Below are 17330 nucleotides of genomic sequence, written 5' to 3' on the forward strand. Positions count from 1 at the left end.
TCACCGCACACAATGGGTGTGGTTCGCTGTGACCTTCACCGCTATCTGGCGCAATTTCTCCAGCGCTAAGTGGCGGATTGCTGGCGAGATCTCGAAGAAAAGTAGAACGGACGTTCGAGCGTGATGCCGCGAAAGTCTGGTCTGAGCCCAAAGTGACGAATGCTGCACGAGGGGCGAATGTCGATTACCGACCTCACTACGCCAGCGTGCGCGTCATCTCACGGATCAGATCATTTGTCTCTGGTCTCGTCGTTTGGTGCCGATATCGAAGGGCCACAACAGTTCTTGATATTTCAAGACCATCGATGGGTTTCGACACCAGGCCCATGTCCGAAGGAATAGCGGTGGCTGGCAGGATCACCGCACCTGACCCTTGCCGAGCAAGTTCAACTAACCAATCCACGCGATTTGACCGATAGGCCGCGTAGAGTTCGTGACCATGATCCGCGCAGGTCCCATGCAAAACATCCCGCATTTCGCAATTTAGGCGGTCAAGCATGTCAGTTTTAGCAAGAGTCGAAAGAGAGATTGCACTTAGTTCAGACAACGGATGCGACTTTGACACCACGACCTTATAGTCCTCTTCATAGAGATGGTCTATACGATAGAGGTCTTCACTGACCTTCTCTGCGGTGACTACAACGTCAAATTCACCATCTCGTAACCCGGCAAGAAGCTCGGAGGTTGACGCAACGATCAATTCTATTTCGGCTTGCGGCAATCGCGTACGAGTACGCTCCATAGCTGCCGAAATCCTGTTGTGGCCAATCGTTTCTCCGACACCGACAGAGATTGGCACCCGCTCCAAGCGCATATGACGGACCGCCTTCGCCTGTCTCGTCTCGTCATGAGCCTTCTGCAATCTTGGCTGCATGAGTTTTCCCAGCGTCGTCAGCCTGCATCCCGCACGGTCCCTGACAAATAGGTCACCTCCAAGCTCGTCTTCAAGTTTCAAAAGTGCATCGAAACCAAACCTGAAGCACTTCAAATCAGGAGACGACCATGAGAACGCAAATCCTTCAGACAGTCGCCGCACTGGCGCTGATCACAACTTCTGCAACTGCACAGGACAACCCAATGGAAAATCATACTGCCAGCTACATTGCCATGCCGGCCGCCGAAGGCCAGACCGGAGCTTTCGCGGAGTTTCTGGCTGGTGCCGCAGCGATCGTGCGGGACACAGAGCCGGGCACCGTCCTTTGGTTTGCTCTGCAAGCCGATGACACGCTCGCAATCTTTGACATCTTCGCAGACGAAGAAGCACGCGACGCTCACTTCTCAGGAGCGGTTGCGGCGGCTTTGAACCAAAACGCCGACGCGCTGGTCGACGGCGGATGGGACGACGGTGTTGTCGCGAATATCAACAACTCCGATGTCCTGTCGGTCAAGGCGCCGGTTGATCTCTCCACGGCAACGACCGCAACTTACATCAAGCTCAAAGCTGCTCCAGGTAAAGGCCCCGAATTGGTAGCCTTGCTGACCGCCGCCGGCCCCATCGTCGCAGAAACTGAACCCAAGACATTGTTCTGGGCGGCGCTGCAGATTGACGAGACCAACTTTGCCATCTTCGACATCTTTGCCGACAACTCTGGCCGCGAAGCGCACTTTGCCGGACAAGTCGCCGGACTCCTGAATGAAAAGGCTTCAGAATTGATCTCAGGTGGATGGGACGACGGTGTGGTGGCAAACGTCCACAATTTCGAAATCCTCGCTACCAAGTAATCTCGAGGTGACTTGAGAAAGAAGTGCCCGGTGCAACCCATCGGGCGCTTTGCTGTTTGAATTTAGATTCACGCCAAAGCGGCCGTGTCGGAACTGGCAAGCGAAGCTTGCACTCGCCTCCGGCTTGGAAAGGGCGGCTATCGGCGGGAACATGTCCGCGCCTTCGCCCAACACGCCGAGTTCGCGGACGACGCGATCTACATCAAGGTCAGCAAAAAACACCCTATTGAGGACGTCGGTAGCCACCAAAGGAGGGAAGTCGGCTGGAATCGGCGTTCCCGGTTTTTACCAAAGTGGCGGACCGGGTGGGATTCGAACATACGCCGAAGTAATCGGCTTGCGCTTGGCTACGCCGTGAGCAATGTCGGCTTTCGGGACGCCGCAAGCGGCAGTCGAACGGCCAGAAAGGGGGCGCATTGCGGTCGAAGTACAGTAGCCTGCTGAACGGCCACTTTCCCGGCTTGGGCGCCCAGAAGCGGTCGGGCAGCTTGCCACCCCATTTTAGACCTCGAATAGGCATTGATGGAGAGCAGCTTTCGACGATACGGCGATATATAAAGTACGTTATATTATACCAGAAATCTGACTTGCTGGTATCATATGGACCTAAATATCGTCGGTGTTGAAACGCCCCCTGGCTTGTTGATTGTAGCCAACAGCGGTCAATGGGCTCATCAGCAAATTCTGGAGTTCTTCGCAACTAACATTACCAACGACAATACGCGTGCATCCTATTTTCGAGCCGCGAGGGAATTCTTCGCCTTCGCTGAGCTACATGAAGTTACCCTTCTTGCGGAGCTCCGCCCAGTGCACGTGGCTGCTTGGGTTCAAACGCTGAAGACCCGATACTCAATTCCTTCCGTGAAGCTCAAACTGACGGCTATCACGATGCTGTTCGACTGGCTGGTGGTCAGGCACGTTCTAGCTGCCAATCCAGCGAAGTCTGTACGTAGCCCCAGGTATTCATATTCGGTGGGCAAGACGCCAGTGCTGACCGCTTCTCAAGCAAGAGAGCTGCTAAACTCCATCGACGTAAGCACAAAGATCGGCATGCGTGACCGGGCCTTGATAGGCCTTATGCTTTACACCTTCGTTCGTATTGGCGCGGCTTTAGCTATGAGGCGGTCTGACGTTCTCTTCCGTCAAACTCGTATGTGGGTGAGAGTTCTGGAGAAGGGCGGCAAGTCGCACGAGATGCCCTGCCATCATGAGCTAGAGCTAATGTTGCAGGAGTATCTGGATGCTAGCAAAGCGGATGAGACTGCCTACCTGTTCCGCAGCGTGGATCGAAGTGGCTTCGGGTACACTGAAGCGCGCTTGCTGTCGGCGAACGCTGACAAGCGCATTAAGAAGCAGGCAGCGATTGCGGGTATCGAAGGTAAAGTGTCGTGCCACTCCTTCCGTGCAACAGGGATAACTACCTACCTCGCCAACCGCGGCACACTCGAGCTGGCTGCAAAGATGGCGGGCCACTCTTCAATTAGAACTACTCAGCTTTATGATCGACGAGGGGATGCGATCGTACAAGCCGAAGTAGAGCGTATTCGTTATGAATGACCTCATCTCTAGACTTTTGGCCTACCATTGGGACCCGCTAGGTTCGGTAGCCAGGGGAGGGTATACGAACGAATATGACAGCTACATTTTATCTTTGATCAAAGTGGCGAGGAACGGGCAAGTGGCTGAGGTGGCCGAAACGCTGCTCGAAATCGAAAGGCTGCAAATGATGTTGAATGGTCAGCCTCAGAAGGCGACTGGAGTTGCACGACTGCTAGTTAGGATATGTTCTAAGCGTCAATAGGCGTGTCTATTTAGGGGCCGGAAACGGCCTGTCCGCTCTCGGTGACCGCACAATGGAAAGCAGCCATTCGGTCCGGGGCGCGCCAACGGCTCAGTTGGGGCCGGTAGCCGACTGTCTGCTCTTGCTCTCCGCGAAACCAAAGCAGCCATCTGCCAGGCCATCGTGCGGACGCTTCGTTGAGGGCAGAAACCTGCCATCTCCGGTAAGCGTGACCACACGAAAATGGATGACATCAATTCCGGTGAAGCTTGAGCCCAATATTGGCCAGATCGAGCAACCATTATCCTAAGGGCTACCCCATAGGCTTAGGCCGATATTGTACGTCTGATGAAGATAGGCCTGCACCGATCCAAGGATTGGTAGATGTTCAATGTTGGCCTTTGCCTTCGAATAGCCTGGTTGGACCAGTGTCATATTGAAACGTGGTACGAGATCTCGCCGGTTGGTCAACCACTCGTCGAGCATCGAACGATCTCCAACTATGAATCGAGTTTGAAGACCCGCCTTCTGCCTGTTCTCCTCTTGTCGACGAAGTCTCTGCAAGAACTTGCTCCGCGGATCGGCCCATCGAACAGCCTTCATGGCCTGGCCGCAAATCTCATAGAGGTCGGCGACACGTGCGCCGGGTGTCTCCTCCGACGAAAACTTGCAATGGTATAACTCCACGTCCAGGAAACGTCCTTGTCTTCGAATGGCAACTACGTCCGCCACCTCCCCTGAAGCATCGCCATCGAAGATAAGATCGTACGAAGGTTCGAAGCGCAGCAACTCGGAAATGGTAGAGTGTTGCACGGTTCCGGCTCTTCTCGACGGACCCTGCGACTCTTGTGTGATGTCGACGCCATCCCAACTGACGCCGCGCATCTTTGTTAGATCGAAAAGTGGCTGCTCGTCCCCCGGCGCGGCCGCGAGATCGGCTTCGATCAGCATGTCGCCGTCTGTGAAGCGTATCGCCGGAGGGTCTTCGCGAAAGAGCTCGAGAATATCCCGTTTGCGCTTTCCCCGCGTGATGGTCACCACTGTACCGGTGCGGCGGCGGAAAGTTGCGACGCCATCTCGAATGTCGGCCTCGAACTCCGCTGACGACCCGGTGCCATGGAGCCGGAACCGCACGGGGCCGCCTGTCTCGAACGCCGAGATCTCAAGATCGCATTCCGATAACGGGATGGAATGCTCGCCGAAGGAGATGTCGGTGCGATCCTCGTCCGATACGGAGAGGCCCTCGGGCCAGTCGATGGATATGGGGATCTTCCCGGCCGGAAAATCGTGCTGACGTTTGGGGCGAAGCACGTTCCGCAGCACCATGTCGGTGTTGATCGATTCATCGGCGATCTTGGGTCCTATTGACTGGCACCACCGGATCCAGTCGTCGGGCGAGACGGTGCCTTCTTGAGACCAGATTTTTCCTTTCGTGGAACAGCCGATGCTTCTCTTTCCCGCCTGGAGTTCATCGATGTCGTCGCCGGCGAAGACGGGTTCGTCGACATATCCGGTACCGAAGAGATTGGTCTTGATCCTTGATCTGTTCTCGACGGTGAGCTCGAGTTGCTCGGTTATGTCGATGCCCGTCGACAACTGAAAGCGGATCGGCTTCACCTGCGTTTCCTTGACTCCCAAATTGGTCAGCATTACCCGCCTGAAACCATGAAGCACGCGGAAGACGGCCTCGCCCTGCAAGAGCTCGACCTCGCTGCCGCATAGAAGTCGGGCGACAGCGACAGCGAGGCCGTCTTCCGGATAGCTCTGCACATAGAGCAATTCTTTCTCTTGGTCCCAGTGCGCCATCACCAGGTTGTAGATGACGTTGGTCGGTTCCTTGATGCGGGTCCAGCGGAGTCCGTCCTCGTGACGGGTGACAGCCATCACAAGTCTCAGTTCGTCATTGACTACAGGGCCCTCGACCAGTCCGACGGAAGAAGTCTCGATCCGTTCCAGTGCCCCGGGGTCCCAACGGTCGCAATTGGTTCTGAAGACGTATGTGCTCAGCTTGGGCGTGACGGTTTCAACGGGAATGACTTCGAAATCCGCATCGAGACCGGTGTAGAGCTCTTCACGCCGCCGCTGATGCTCGATACGGCTTTCGCTCCCGGTTTCCAGAAGAGCGTTCCAGTCGGCGTCCTCCTTGTAGAGCGCGTTGAGCCATTCCTTCGGGTCCTCTAGCGACACCCCTGCCACCACAGTGGCATCGCCGAGCCCTGCTTCCGCGCGCGTGAACCGGCCGATGAACTGCAGGGTGACCGCCTCGCTGCGATGTCGATCATGGAGACCTGCAATCTTGAGACGAGGAAGGTCGAACCCTTCCCCGAGCATGTCAACGCAAACGATGATGCGGAAGCCCCCGTTCCGCAGCCTTCGTACGGCGTCCTCGCGTTGGCTGACAGGCATCTTGCTGTGGACCAGCTCCGCCGCATGCCGTGGCAGATGTTTTTTGTAAAGCGCCAGAAGTGCCTGCGCTCTGTCGATGGTGCTAGTGCGGGCCATGGCGAGATGGTCCAAACCCTTCGACAGGTCCCGATCGAGCGCCTCGCCCACCTTTCGGATGATCGACAGATCGGCTTGGGCAGGATCAGACTCCAATACTGGGAAATAGTGGACGGGACGGAACAGGTGCTGCTCGCGTGCCCTGCGTAGCGGGTAGATAAAGATGAATTTCCCATCTACGCGTTTGTTGTCGTTGCGATACGGCGTGGCGGTGAACTGAAGGATCAGGCGCTTCTGCCGCACGAAGTGAGTTTTGAAGGCTTTCCAAGTCGCCGCCCCTATGTGGTGAGCTTCGTCCACGAAGAGATGTGTGACATGCGAAGCTATGCGGTCCTTCAGCTCGGAGGGCAGTCGGGAGACGGACTGCATCGTAGCAACGACGACCTGTGCGCGGCCGAAGATCGCGTCAATTTCTTCGAGGGAAGTGGGTGCTTTCTTGAGCGTGGCGACAAGGGGATATAGTGCCGTGTCCTTCAACAGCCCGTATCTCTTCAGCACCCCTAGGGTGACGAACTTCTCACTGATCTGAGCCCGCAACTGGTCTGAGGGGACTATCACGAGAAGCTTGTCGATATCCGCCGACACGAAGATACCGAGCATGGTTTCCGTCTTACCAGTCCCGGTAGGCATCACGAGCGTCGATGGGGCGTCGGAGACAACCCAATGGGCCTTGATTGCATGGATGGCACCGATCTGGGGCGGCCGAAAGCCCAGCACGACGCGACGATCGCCTTCGTATTCCTCTTCCCTCAAGGAAAGAGCATCGTCCCAAGTCGCTCGGATGGCATTGTGCAGTTCCGGGAAAACTTCGATGGATATCTTTGCCGGCTCCAAGGGAGCGGGCTTTTGCCAGCGCACCGAGGCCCGTGACAGAACCTCTTGAACGGTTGAGTTTGGCACGACTTCGTCGATGCGAACGATGTGATCGTAATCGGATGGCGGCTTTAGGCCTCGCCGCACGAGGGCGATGCTCGGTCGATCGGTAAGATCGCCGAAGTAGCCCTTTGCGTTTGCATCCAGAGCGACGTTGCGGCTGGAACTAGGTGCATCCGCACCCCGAAACCAAGAAGGCCTACAAGGGCGCTGACGGGAAGACCGTGCGTGACGGCAAAGGTGTCTGGTTCGAAATTAATCGTTCTCTTGATGCGCCCATCGGTCTCAAGCAGCTTCAGCAGATATTGATCGAATGCGCCAAGGACGACTTTGACAAGGTGATCGAGTCCCTCGACCGGATCATGCTGATACAAAATCCGCAGCCAGTTGAGCGCACCGATCTCATCCTGTTGGTAGGCGACGGCCCTGTCGCACGCGGCGCAGGCGATGTTCTCATTCCCTGGGAGGAAATGCCCGCAGAGTATACTGCAGGTCGCGATCTACAGGTGGTCGAAGTGATTATCAATGATGGAGAACAACTGATCGACGCTCTCTACGTGGGTCTCTGGCCTGCGGGCGAAAAAGACAACGATGAGTGACGAAGGTCGCCTTGCGCTAGCCCGCCAAATTCGCGCGATCTTTGGCGAAGATCAGGTTCTGACGCCAATTCAGGCTCGCTCTTTCGTGCGCTCGATACAGAAAACGTGGGATGTTGATCAGCTTCAATGGGCAGAGGGAGAATCCAGCGAAACACTCTCGCAGGCAATACGTCTCGTTCACGCAGCCGGGATTCTTGCGACCGTCGGTGATGATGGCGCTTCAGAAGCAATTCTCGCCTACCGCCGTGCGGGCGAACTGTTCGAGTGGCTTGTACGGGCAGAAGATGAACTGCGCACGACTGTGCCACTGGCGTTGTTCGCCGCAGGTGCCTATCAACTTGGCGGGCTTCCAGCGATGTCGAGTGGGCTGCTGCGCCAGATTACTCATAGGGATGCAGGTTTGCAGCTGTTCGCAACGTTTCTCGCGGCAGACTTCGATGCAGTCCTCGAAAAATGCGCTGCATTTTGGAGCGCGCATCCCGATCTCACTACGCGCGATGCCGGAGCCAAGTTCTTCGCCGATGCCGAAGCAGAGGACTTGACCTGGCTTGCTACCGTCGAACTGGTGCGTTGCCTGGGACTTGCGACGTATTCCCTGCGTCGCGGCGATGACTCCCGTTTTGCAAGCGCCCTTGATCATCTGAAGCGCGTTGAACGCTTTCTGGTTCGAGCTGCGCCGGATGATGTCGCACTTCTAGCATTCTTTCTGCGTGCGGCATGTGAACGGTACGGAACATCTAGTGCGTACAGCTCGATGCGCGCCCTCGGTGCTCTCAGGCCCGCAAGCAGCGGCTACTTGGAACGCTTCGCCCGCAAACAGTATGATCGCGGTCGCGGCTTGCTCTGGTCATCGCAGCAGCAAGGAATGGACCGGCTGCTGAACGAGTCTTCGTTTGCTCTATGCACGCCAACGGGCTCCGGCAAGACACTGATCGCCAATCTCGCGATCGTGAAGGAGCTGCTGCTGATGGCGCCAGCCGATGGGCTGCTCTCCCCCCTCGCTCTCTATCTGGTTCCATCCCGCGCCCTTGCAAGTGAAGTCGAGGCCAAACTCACCGGTGAGCTTGGTCGGGAGTTTGTCGTTACCGGTCTTTATGGTGGTTCGGACTGGGGGATTACCGATGCATGGCTCACGACCGATACACCGACAGTGCTGATCGCAACTGTAGAAAAAGCTGATGCTCTCCTTCGATACCTCGGGCCACTCCTGCTAGCGCGCCTGAGGCTGCTCATCGTCGATGAAGCGCACCAAGTAGTGGTAGAAGGAAACGAACGTGATCGCGAGAGCCTCGCTGGCCATTCCAGCCGCGCGCTTCGTCTCGAAACGCTTGTCTCGCGGATTCTCGCGCGCAAGCCTGACGTCGTCCGCATCGCGTTAACTGCGGTGGCGGGCGGAGCTGCTGGTCCTGTATCGCAATGGATACAGTCAGACGAAGAGGCTGAGCCGGTGGGGAGCTACTATCGTAGTACGCGGCAGGCCGTTGGTGCCTTTGAAATCCGTCCGACCGGCAGCCCGCGCATCACTCTAGATATGCTGAACGATCGCCTGCTGGCGGTGCGTGGTCGCGATGAAAGCCTGTTCATCAACTTGCGCATCCCACGCATGCCGGACGCTCCTGCACGTATCCGCAACAGTCTCAACCATCACACACAGAACGCTATTCTCTGGAACGCACTGCATCTGGTGGACCACGATCGGCGGATTCTGGTCTCACTGCAGCAGAAGCCCGAAGAAACGATCCGCTGGTTCGCTGAGGCGCTCACGCTAAAGGGCTGGCAAGATGCGCCCGGTTTTGTGGCCCCACAGAACGAGCAGGATGCCGCTCTGTTCGCAGAAGCGCGCCTAGTCTGTGTGGATTACTGTGGCTCGGAATCTCACGAGGTCCGCTTGCTCGATCGCGGCATTGCAACAAATCATGGTCAGATGCCTCAGCGGCTCCGCCGTATGATGGTGGCACTGATCGAACGCTCGATCTGCCGGATCACGGTCGCAACCGCCACCCTGACAGAAGGCGTTAACCTGCCGTTCGACATTATATTCCTGCCCCTCTTGAAGCGGACACGTTTAATCAAACGGCCAAGACCTCGACAGGAGGAAATACCGCTCCCGGCTTCGGAGTTCAGAAACCTCTCCGGCCGTGCTGGTCGTCCAGGTGCCGCCAAGGCTATGGAAGGCATGACGCTGGTTGCACTGCCGCTCGGTATTTCATCGACAGCGGCAGGCTCACGCCGCCTTCAGACTCAGCAGATGACAGCGCGCAGAGCTGAGTATGACGATTTGATACAGCGACTTGTTGCTGATGCAGCTAGTGGCGGCGGGCATAATAGTCCGCTCTCGCTTCTCCTTCAGACAATTTATGAAGCGGCATCTCGACTGGACGGTCTTAATGGTGAGGAGGAATTTCTTGACTGGCTTGAAAAAACGGCGCCAACCACTGTTTCTGTCGATGTGGGTACCTCGCAAGATAACGAACGCGCACGACTCGCCGACACGCTCGATGAACTTGACGGCGTCGTCCTCGCTGCCGTTGAGGAAGTCCGCGCGGTAGCCGGCGCAACTATCACGCCGGCCCAGGTGGAAACGCTCTTGGGCGGGATATGGCAACGGACCTTTGCGCTGGTAGCAAGTGGCTACCAAGACTGGATGGAACGCGCCTTCATCCGCCGCGGTGTGGGTGTCGTTGAAAACATTTACCCGGACGCGCCAGAACGGCAGCGCCTCTACAGCTACGGGTTCACACCTCAGATTGGGCGTCGATTTGAGGGTGTCGCCAACACGCTGCTCGAACTTCTAGAAGATGCTGATGCGTATGGAGATCTTCCGTCCGCTCAGCGACTAGCAATCTTCCGCGGACTGGGGCGCGAAGTGGCAGATGATCCTGGCTTTGGATATCTCGTGCGCGACACCGTCACGTCTCGGAACCTGTTCGATAACTGGACGGGTGTTCTTTCGTGGTGGATGGCCGTACCGGGCGCACCGCGCCCCGAACCCAACGATCTGCGAGACTGGCAGATATTTGTAGCGGACAACCTAGAGTTCCGTCTTGGTGTTGCGATCGGTGCTGTCGTGGCCAGACGCTGGACCGAGAAAAGCGAGGATCCGTTTCAAGCACCTACTCTTGCGACATGGAAGGACGTCGCGGCGCTCCCGTGGTTTGCGTTCTGGGCCAAAGAGCTACTTCGCTGGGGAACACTGGAGCCACTCGTCGCTTTCGCACTGTCAACTGGCATGGCAAGGTCACGAGACGAAGCTGAAACCCTGCGCCCGGTGTTCATCGAGTGGCTGCATCAGCAGCCCGGTCTTGAAGCAGCGACGGGGGAAGAGCTGATCGATCCCAACAACTATCTAGCATGGGCGAATAGCAGGCGTCCTCCGGCTGAAGGCGAAAGGGCGCCACGTCACGTGAGCGCCGATCTCACTGGCACTGCTGGTGCCGCGGGGCGATACGCCGTGCTTCCAATCATCCGTGCTGGTGGTCAAGTTGTATGGCTCGATGCCGCTGGTTACGAACTTGCGGTGACTACCGATCCGCAGGACTTTGTAGAGCCGCGACCGTATCGTCACGACTATGACCTAACGACGCATGACGGCGCGCGCGTTCGTCGCATCTTCTAAGAAGGCCAGCACCTCTCGTCGGCGCAGACAGCAACATTGCTGTGACAGCGGCAATAACAGGTTTCGCAACCCCCTTGGTTGCGTGGCGCAGCCCAATGGCTGTTTTGGCGTCAAGCTGAGGTTGGCAGCTCGTTTTCGGACGGACCAATTCCGACCCCCAGGGACGTCGATCATTAGGCGAACGGCGATGGCCGCTTTCGGGAATGCCCCAAAGGTCATCTAGTGGCAGGAATGGGGCGCATGGCCGACCAATCGGCTTGTCGATCCTAATTCCACCGCTTCTATCTGCAATATTGGGCACGTAGACTGAAGTCATGACCAAGTCCGGAACACACAAGGCGCAACACTTCATCCCGCGAAGCTATCTATCCGCATGGTGTGATCCGATGACGCCGGCGCACATGGAACCATATGTCTGGATATTCCAGCAGTACGGCAGCGCCGGCAGGAGACGAGCGCCGTCCAACCTGTTCACGGAAAGCGACATCTACACCATCCGCAACTTGGACGGAGCGCGAGACCTTCGGCTGGAGCATGCGCTCGCAGCGATAGAAAACGGACTGCCGAAACTGATCAAGGAATACGTCGTCGGTTTTCTGCAGATCCCCCAGGATCGGGTGGAGCAACTACTAGCTTTCGTGGCGGCGATGCACGGTAGAACGCCGCAAAGTCGGGAAATACAGCGAGGACTCTGGCGCGAGATGCTGGAGTCGGCCGAGGCGGAGGGGACCAAAGCCTGGTCGGCTCCGAGTACGGGCGGGCAGGGCGGCGACGAGCCGCGCGTTCCCCAAGGGCGCGGTTACACTGACCTTAGTGCGCTTTGGGCGGCGATAGAGTCGCCGATGCGGTACCTTCTGCCCGGGGCTATGCAAGAGGCGCTTCCAGCCCTACGCGACATGAAACTGACTATCTTTTGCACCGAAGAACCTAGGTTCATCACTTCCGACAGCCCGATATCATGGTTCGACCCAACGGTGTCGAAAGAGCACTTTTTGACCCGCAAACGACAGCTGACAGATCCGGGCATCGAAGTCACCTTACCCCTCACGCCGAGGCACGTGGTAATGCTGCATCGTCGCGGGGCTGCCGGCTTTCCTCAAATCAGCTACTTGAAAGCGGACGAGTCCACCGTCACCGCGCTGAACAGGCGCACCCACTTCAACGCCGACAGGTGGCTGGTTTCCTGGCGAGACGGGTTCGATCCAGCCTGGTTGCCTGCTGCTCGATCGCCGATGTGAGCCATTCTGCTTGCGCAATCCCGCGGCCTACGCTCAAGTCCAGGTGAAAGTAGGGCTGAGAAGTTTCGCTGGGGCCTGCGCTCGATAGCGTATCCCGGGTATAGTTGAAACGTCTGGGAATGAAGTTGTTTGGTCGCCGCCGCTTCCCTCAATTGTGTAGGCGGCGATACGCCCCGCAGGCTCGGCCCGCAAAATCTTGATCGTGGAACGAGATCACTAGCTTCTCCACCTACTCGCAGCCTAAACCGTGAAAGTGAAATCTCGAAATCACAGCGGCACGTTTTAACGCAGGTTGACGGCTCTTAGCGTGCGGAGCCGATATCGCCAAACAGCAGCTTCCAGGAAATTTTGAACGCAATCCGCACGGCCGGAGTGGGGCGCTTCCCCGACTCAGAAAGGCTTCGGCGTTGCCTGTCGGTGCTCGTTGATTATGCCACCAACAAATAGCCTAGCTCCGTCGCACATCTCAGTACCCTGAGCAAAACTGATCTGAAACACGACTCGGGCGCTGTCCGCTTGTGAACTCGCCGAGGACCACGCCGTTTCTCGCTGCTGTTGGCTCATTGCTGCTTCAGCTTGTTTGGACGCTAATTCCATCGCCTCAACATCTTTAGCATCGAATTGCGATCCGTACTCGGCGCATAGCGAGACAAGGAGGTAGCCTGTGTAGATCTCAGTTAGCTGCTCTTCTGAAATCGCTGCCATCTTGGTGTCGACAGCGACCTCGAAAGGCCTATCTTTTTCCGCGAAGTCGCAGCCGTCGCATTCGTCCGAACCTTCTGTATCGCTGCCATGCGGATAAAGAGCGTCAACTCTAGCGATAAAGTTTTGGGCGGAAGGGCTAGCCCCGGCATCGTAGAGGCATCCGCTAGCAAAACGTGTGTCCTGAGACTGCATGCATCCCTGCTCGACCTCCCTGATCCACGTCCCCCAATCTTGCTTGATGGCTTCCAGGTCGGGTCCAACTGGCCCAAAAAAGATAGTCTGATGAACGTGGTTTATAAGGTCGAACGCCCCTTGGTTCGAACACAATACTATTTCGAACCGACTTTCAGCTTGGTCGCAGTCAACCAAATCCTCCGGGTCGCTTGCGAATGCCTGCGGGACCAATAAAGAAAACACAAGAGCTGCAAGGAAATGTCGCACTGAACCCTCCATATCCACGATGGTATAAAGGTATCAGTGCGATAATTAAATGGTATTACGTGGCATTTGTCAGTTTCTGTAGTTGGGCCATCGATGGCGGATGGTAAACTCCAAAACGATCGAGCATTTCAAGGACCGGCTAAAAGGCTTTCGCGAGGAAAAGTTCGGTTGGACCCAAGCTGAGCTTGCGGATCGGGCTAGGCTATCAGTTGTGACGATCAGCAAGCTGGAACAAGGTAAGAACCTTCCCACTTTCGAGGTGTTGGTGGGGCTGTGTGAAGCGCTTTCGATCTCGCCCAATGAGTTGATCGGTTGGAAGCCACAAGGATCTGCACCTGGGGCGTCATTGATGTCGGAGCGACTGGCCGTTCTCCTGAAGAGACTGCCGCAATCGCATTCACAAGCTCTGGTAGAATTTGCGGAGAAACTTGCAAAGGGCAGCTAAGCCCCAACGCAATGTTTCATTAGTATTACTTATTTCGCGTATGAAATGCGCCTTGGTTCTTTGAGTTCGGAAAAGCCGAAGCCCAAGGTGCCACCCGGTCTAGGCTATTTTAATACCCTAAACCTTGAGGAGATTGTGGCCGCCGGCAGCGGCGACTTCCAGCGCCCGCCGCGCCACGGCCTGGCCGCGCACGTCCATGAGGTCTGGCAGATCGCCTGCTTCAAGCAGCTGTTTGCCTGGTGCGGGGCGGCCCTGCAGCTGGTGGCCGGTCAGATGATTGACCAAAGCAAGGAGGGAGTCGGCGGCAATGATATCGACGTCTTCGCTGGCCCAGGCAGCCTCCGGCCCGGACAGTTTCGGGCAAACGATGCCCAGCCCACGCCCATGGGCGGAAATCGCAGCTGGCAGGATGCCGCCGACATGGGCGAGGCGGCCGTCGAGGCCCAACTCGCCCAAAGCCAGATAACCGTCCAGCGCGTCCTGCGGAATGGCGCCGATGGCGCTCATCAGGGCGAGAGCGATGGGCAGGTCATAGTGACTGCCTTCCTTGGGCAGGTCGGCCGGCGCCAGGTTGATGGTGATGCGCTTGGGCGGCAGGCCGAGGCCCGAGGCAATCAGCGCCGCGCGGACGCGCTCGCCGCTTTCCCTCACAGCCTTGTCGCCCAGCCCGACGATAACCAAAGCGGGCAGGCCGGGAGCGATATGAGCCTGCACATCGACCGGCACGGCGTCTATGCCCTGAAACGCTACCGTGGCTACGCGGGTGACCATGCCGCCTCCCAAATTCAACAATGATTGGACGCTAGCAGAGCAAGAAAAGAACGTAAAGCGAACATATTAGAGTGCGTTAACCATGCCGCCTCCGAGTTTGGTTACTTTAAGGGCCCATTAACCGCGCCATGTTGATTCAATCCCAGTTTCGTCTTGCTGCAGAGTGCTCGGATTGACCATCGCTTCCCGGCTTGCCCGTTCCCTACCCGCCTTCGCCCGCGGCGCGATCCTTGGTTTGGCCGTTGCGGCTTTGGCGGCCTGCGCCAGCGGTGGCGGACTTTATGGCGCCATTCCCGGTGACAATCGTCCGCATAAGGCCGTCGACCGGGCGAGGACCATGCCGATCCAAGGCATCGACGTGGCGCGCTACCAGGAAAACATCGATTTTCCGGCGGCACGTGCGGCCGGCATCCACTTCGTCTTCATGAAGGCGACCGAAGGGCGGGACTATGTTGACCCATACTTCCGCAGCAATTGGGAGCGCGCCCGCACGTCGGGCATGGCCCATGGCGCTTATCACTTCATGACCTGGTGTTCGCTCGCCTCCGAGCAGGCCGCCTGGTTCATCCAGAACGTGCCGCAGGACCCGAGCGCGCTGCCGCCGGTGCTCGATCTCGAGTGGAACAATCATTCGAGCTGCAAGACCAAGCCGAACCGGGCCGATGCGCTCGAAAAGATCCGCGTCATGCTCGACGCCATGGAACGCCACACCGGCAAGCTGCCGATCATCTATACGGACATGAATTTCCACCGCGACGTGCTCGACGGCGAATATTTCCCCAATGCCTTCTGGCTGCGCTCAACCGCGGCCGAGCCGCATGAGCGCTACAACAACCGCCCCTGGACCTTCTGGCAGTATACGCAGACCGGCGTCGTCCGCGGCATCAAGGGCGAAGTCGATCGCAACGTCTTCTATGGCAACCAGGAAGATTGGCTGCGTTTCCTCTGGACCGGCTGCGATCCGCGCGCCATTGCAGCGCTGCAGCCCACGGGGCGCTGCCTGCCGGCGAAGTAGCCAAGCGACCACCTGATTGCGGGTTTTCATCTCCCGTGCATGCGATAGTGTGCACGGGAGATTTGTTTTTGGAGGGCGGCACCAATGGGTAATGAATTCGGGCTCGATGGACTCAGCATCTCGCTGCTGGTGCTGGGCATCCTTTTTCTTCTGGTGTTGTTTGCCGGCGCCAAGACCGTGCCGCAGGGCTATAATTTTACCATCGAGCGCTTTGGCAAATATACGCGGACTCTCAAGCCCGGCCTCAACCTCATCGTGCCGTTCATCGATGGGATCGGCAAAAAGATCAACGTCATGGAGCAGGTGCTCGACGTGCCCCACCAGGAGGTGATCACCCGCGACAACGCCTCGATCACGGCCAATGGGGTGACTTTCTACCAGATCCTCGATGCGGCTGCGGCGGCCTATGAGGTTTCGGACCTGCAGAACGCCATCCTCAACCTCACCATGACCAATATCCGCACGGTGATGGGTTCGATGGACCTCGACGAGCTCCTCTCCAACCGCGACGAGATCAACCATCGCCTGCTCAAAGTGGTGGACACCGCCGTGTCGCCATGGGGCGTCAAGATCACGCGCATCGAGATCAAGGACATCGATCCGCCAAAGGATCTGGTGGACTCCATGGGAAGGCAGATGAAGGCCGAGCGTGAGAAGCGCGCGGCGATCCTAGAAGCCGAGGGTCGCCGCCAGTCGGCAATTCTCCAGGCCGAGGGTGCCAAGCAGGCGCAAGTGCTGGAAGCGGAAGGCCGCAAGGAAGCTGCCTTCCGCGACGCCGAAGCGCGCGAACGCTCCGCAGAGGCGGAAGCCAAGGCCACCACGATGGTGAGCGAAGCCATCGCCTCGGGAAGCGTGCAGGCGATCAACTATTTCGTCGCCAACAACTATATTGAGGCCCTGGGCAAGATCGCGACCTCGCCGAACCAGAAGGTGCTGATGCTACCGGTCGAGGCCGCCAGCGTCATTGGCTCGATCGGCGGCATTGCCGAGATCGCCCGCGAGACCTTTGGCGGCGCTGAGCCCACGCGCCCGGTCCGGACCGCAAGCCGTCCGCCCAGCGTTGGCCCGGCCGAGTGAGCCTGCCATGGAAGTGATCGGGTTTCTTGCCGAATACGGCCCCTGGAGCTGGATCGTTGCGGGGCTGATCCTTCTGGCGCTGGAACTGGTGGTGCCCGGCGGGTACCTACTGTGGACCGGCATCGCTGGCATCCTCACCGGGTTCATCACGCTGGTGCAGCAGCCACCCTGGCCGTTGCAGTGGCTGATCTTCGGCGTTTTGTCGTTGGTCTCGATCCTCACCTGGGTTCGCTTCACTCGCAACAGACGGGAGGAAAGCGACCGGCCGCTGCTGAATGAGCGGACGCAGCAATTCGTCGGGCAGGAGGCCGTTCTCGACCAGCCGATCACCAATGGCTTTGGCCGCGTGGCACTGGGCGACACGGTTTGGCGCGTGTCGGGTCCGGACCTGCCGGCGGGGCAGCGCGTTCGCATCGTTGGAGCCGACGGAAATGTGTTGCGGGTGGAGCCGCGCTGAGCTCCGGCAAGGCTTCGTTAACCATAAGCTGAAAGGATCGCCGCGAGGCCGAGGAGCCTCGACCGGCGTGATTCCGCCGGGACTTCGGC

General features: G+C 57.9%; 12 protein-coding genes and 1 pseudogene. 9 read left to right on the top strand and 4 right to left on the bottom strand.

Features of this window, described 5'->3' with window-relative positions:
* Positions 1 to 196 precede the first annotated feature (196 nt).
* Positions 197 to 955, bottom strand: coding sequence for a LysR family transcriptional regulator substrate-binding protein (locus tag JI748_RS15130; protein ID WP_233280549.1), 759 nt, complete (start codon positions 953 to 955; stop codon positions 197 to 199).
* A 47-nt stretch (positions 956 to 1002) separates the two neighbouring features.
* Here JI748_RS15130 and JI748_RS15135 point away from each other — a divergent pair, with 47 nt between their 5' ends.
* Complete coding sequence (locus tag JI748_RS15135; protein WP_233280550.1) at positions 1003 to 1722, top strand: hypothetical protein; 720 nt, start codon at positions 1003 to 1005, stop codon at positions 1720 to 1722.
* Between the two features lie 600 nt (positions 1723 to 2322).
* Entirely contained in the window at positions 2323 to 3279 is a 957-nt protein-coding gene (locus tag JI748_RS15140; protein ID WP_201632499.1) for a tyrosine-type recombinase/integrase, read from the top strand.
* Positions 3280 to 3808: 529 nt separating this feature from the next.
* On the opposite strand, the gene JI748_RS15145 is transcribed toward JI748_RS15140, so the two are convergent.
* Positions 3809 to 6904, bottom strand: a complete 3096-nt coding sequence (locus tag JI748_RS15145; RefSeq protein WP_201632501.1) for a DEAD/DEAH box helicase — start codon at positions 6902 to 6904, stop codon at positions 3809 to 3811.
* A gap of 197 nt (positions 6905 to 7101) precedes the next feature.
* Between JI748_RS15145 and JI748_RS15150 the strand changes: the two genes are divergently transcribed.
* From JI748_RS15150 to JI748_RS15160, 3 genes are all read left to right on the top strand, one after another.
* On the top strand, positions 7102 to 7476 hold the full coding sequence (locus JI748_RS15150) for a hypothetical protein (protein ID WP_201632504.1): 375 nt from the start codon (positions 7102 to 7104) through the stop codon (positions 7474 to 7476).
* Entirely contained in the window at positions 7469 to 11092 is a 3624-nt protein-coding gene (locus JI748_RS15155) for a DEAD/DEAH box helicase (protein ID WP_201632507.1), read from the top strand. Before JI748_RS15150 ends, JI748_RS15155 begins: the two co-directional genes overlap by 8 nt.
* A 314-nt stretch (positions 11093 to 11406) precedes the next feature.
* Entirely contained in the window at positions 11407 to 12330 is a 924-nt protein-coding gene (locus JI748_RS15160; protein WP_201632509.1) for a DUF4238 domain-containing protein, read from the top strand.
* 390 nt (positions 12331 to 12720) lie between these two features.
* On the opposite strand, the gene JI748_RS15165 is transcribed toward JI748_RS15160, so the two are convergent.
* Positions 12721 to 13476, bottom strand: coding sequence for a hypothetical protein (locus tag JI748_RS15165; protein WP_201632512.1), 756 nt, complete (start codon positions 13474 to 13476; stop codon positions 12721 to 12723).
* Positions 13477 to 13576: 100 nt separating this feature from the next.
* Here JI748_RS15165 and JI748_RS15170 point away from each other — a divergent pair, with 100 nt between their 5' ends.
* The gene (locus JI748_RS15170) at positions 13577 to 13921 is read left to right on the top strand and encodes a helix-turn-helix domain-containing protein (RefSeq protein ID WP_201632515.1); all 345 of its coding nucleotides are present in this window, start codon (positions 13577 to 13579) and stop codon (positions 13919 to 13921) included.
* 126 nt (positions 13922 to 14047) lie between these two features.
* Here JI748_RS15170 and JI748_RS15175 read toward each other — a convergent pair.
* Positions 14048 to 14692: pseudogene (locus JI748_RS15175) on the bottom strand (magnesium chelatase domain-containing protein); the annotation flags it as partial.
* Positions 14693 to 14855: 163 nt separating this feature from the next.
* On the opposite strand from JI748_RS15175, the gene JI748_RS15180 reads away from it, so the two are divergent.
* The 3 genes from JI748_RS15180 (at position 14856) to JI748_RS15190 (ending at position 17241) form a co-directional block, all read left to right on the top strand.
* Positions 14856 to 15707, top strand: a complete 852-nt coding sequence (locus JI748_RS15180; protein ID WP_407644927.1) for a glycoside hydrolase family 25 protein — start codon at positions 14856 to 14858, stop codon at positions 15705 to 15707.
* An 84-nt stretch (positions 15708 to 15791) separates the two neighbouring features.
* On the top strand, positions 15792 to 16784 hold the full coding sequence (locus tag JI748_RS15185; protein WP_201632520.1) for an SPFH domain-containing protein: 993 nt from the start codon (positions 15792 to 15794) through the stop codon (positions 16782 to 16784).
* Between the two features lie 7 nt (positions 16785 to 16791).
* Positions 16792 to 17241 (top strand): NfeD family protein, encoded by a 450-nt coding sequence (locus JI748_RS15190; RefSeq protein ID WP_201632523.1) that lies wholly within the window; start codon positions 16792 to 16794, stop codon positions 17239 to 17241.
* The last annotated feature ends 89 nt before the right edge of the window (positions 17242 to 17330 follow it).

Source organism: Devosia rhizoryzae, assembly GCF_016698665.1.
Lineage (GTDB): Bacteria > Pseudomonadota > Alphaproteobacteria > Rhizobiales > Devosiaceae > Devosia > Devosia rhizoryzae.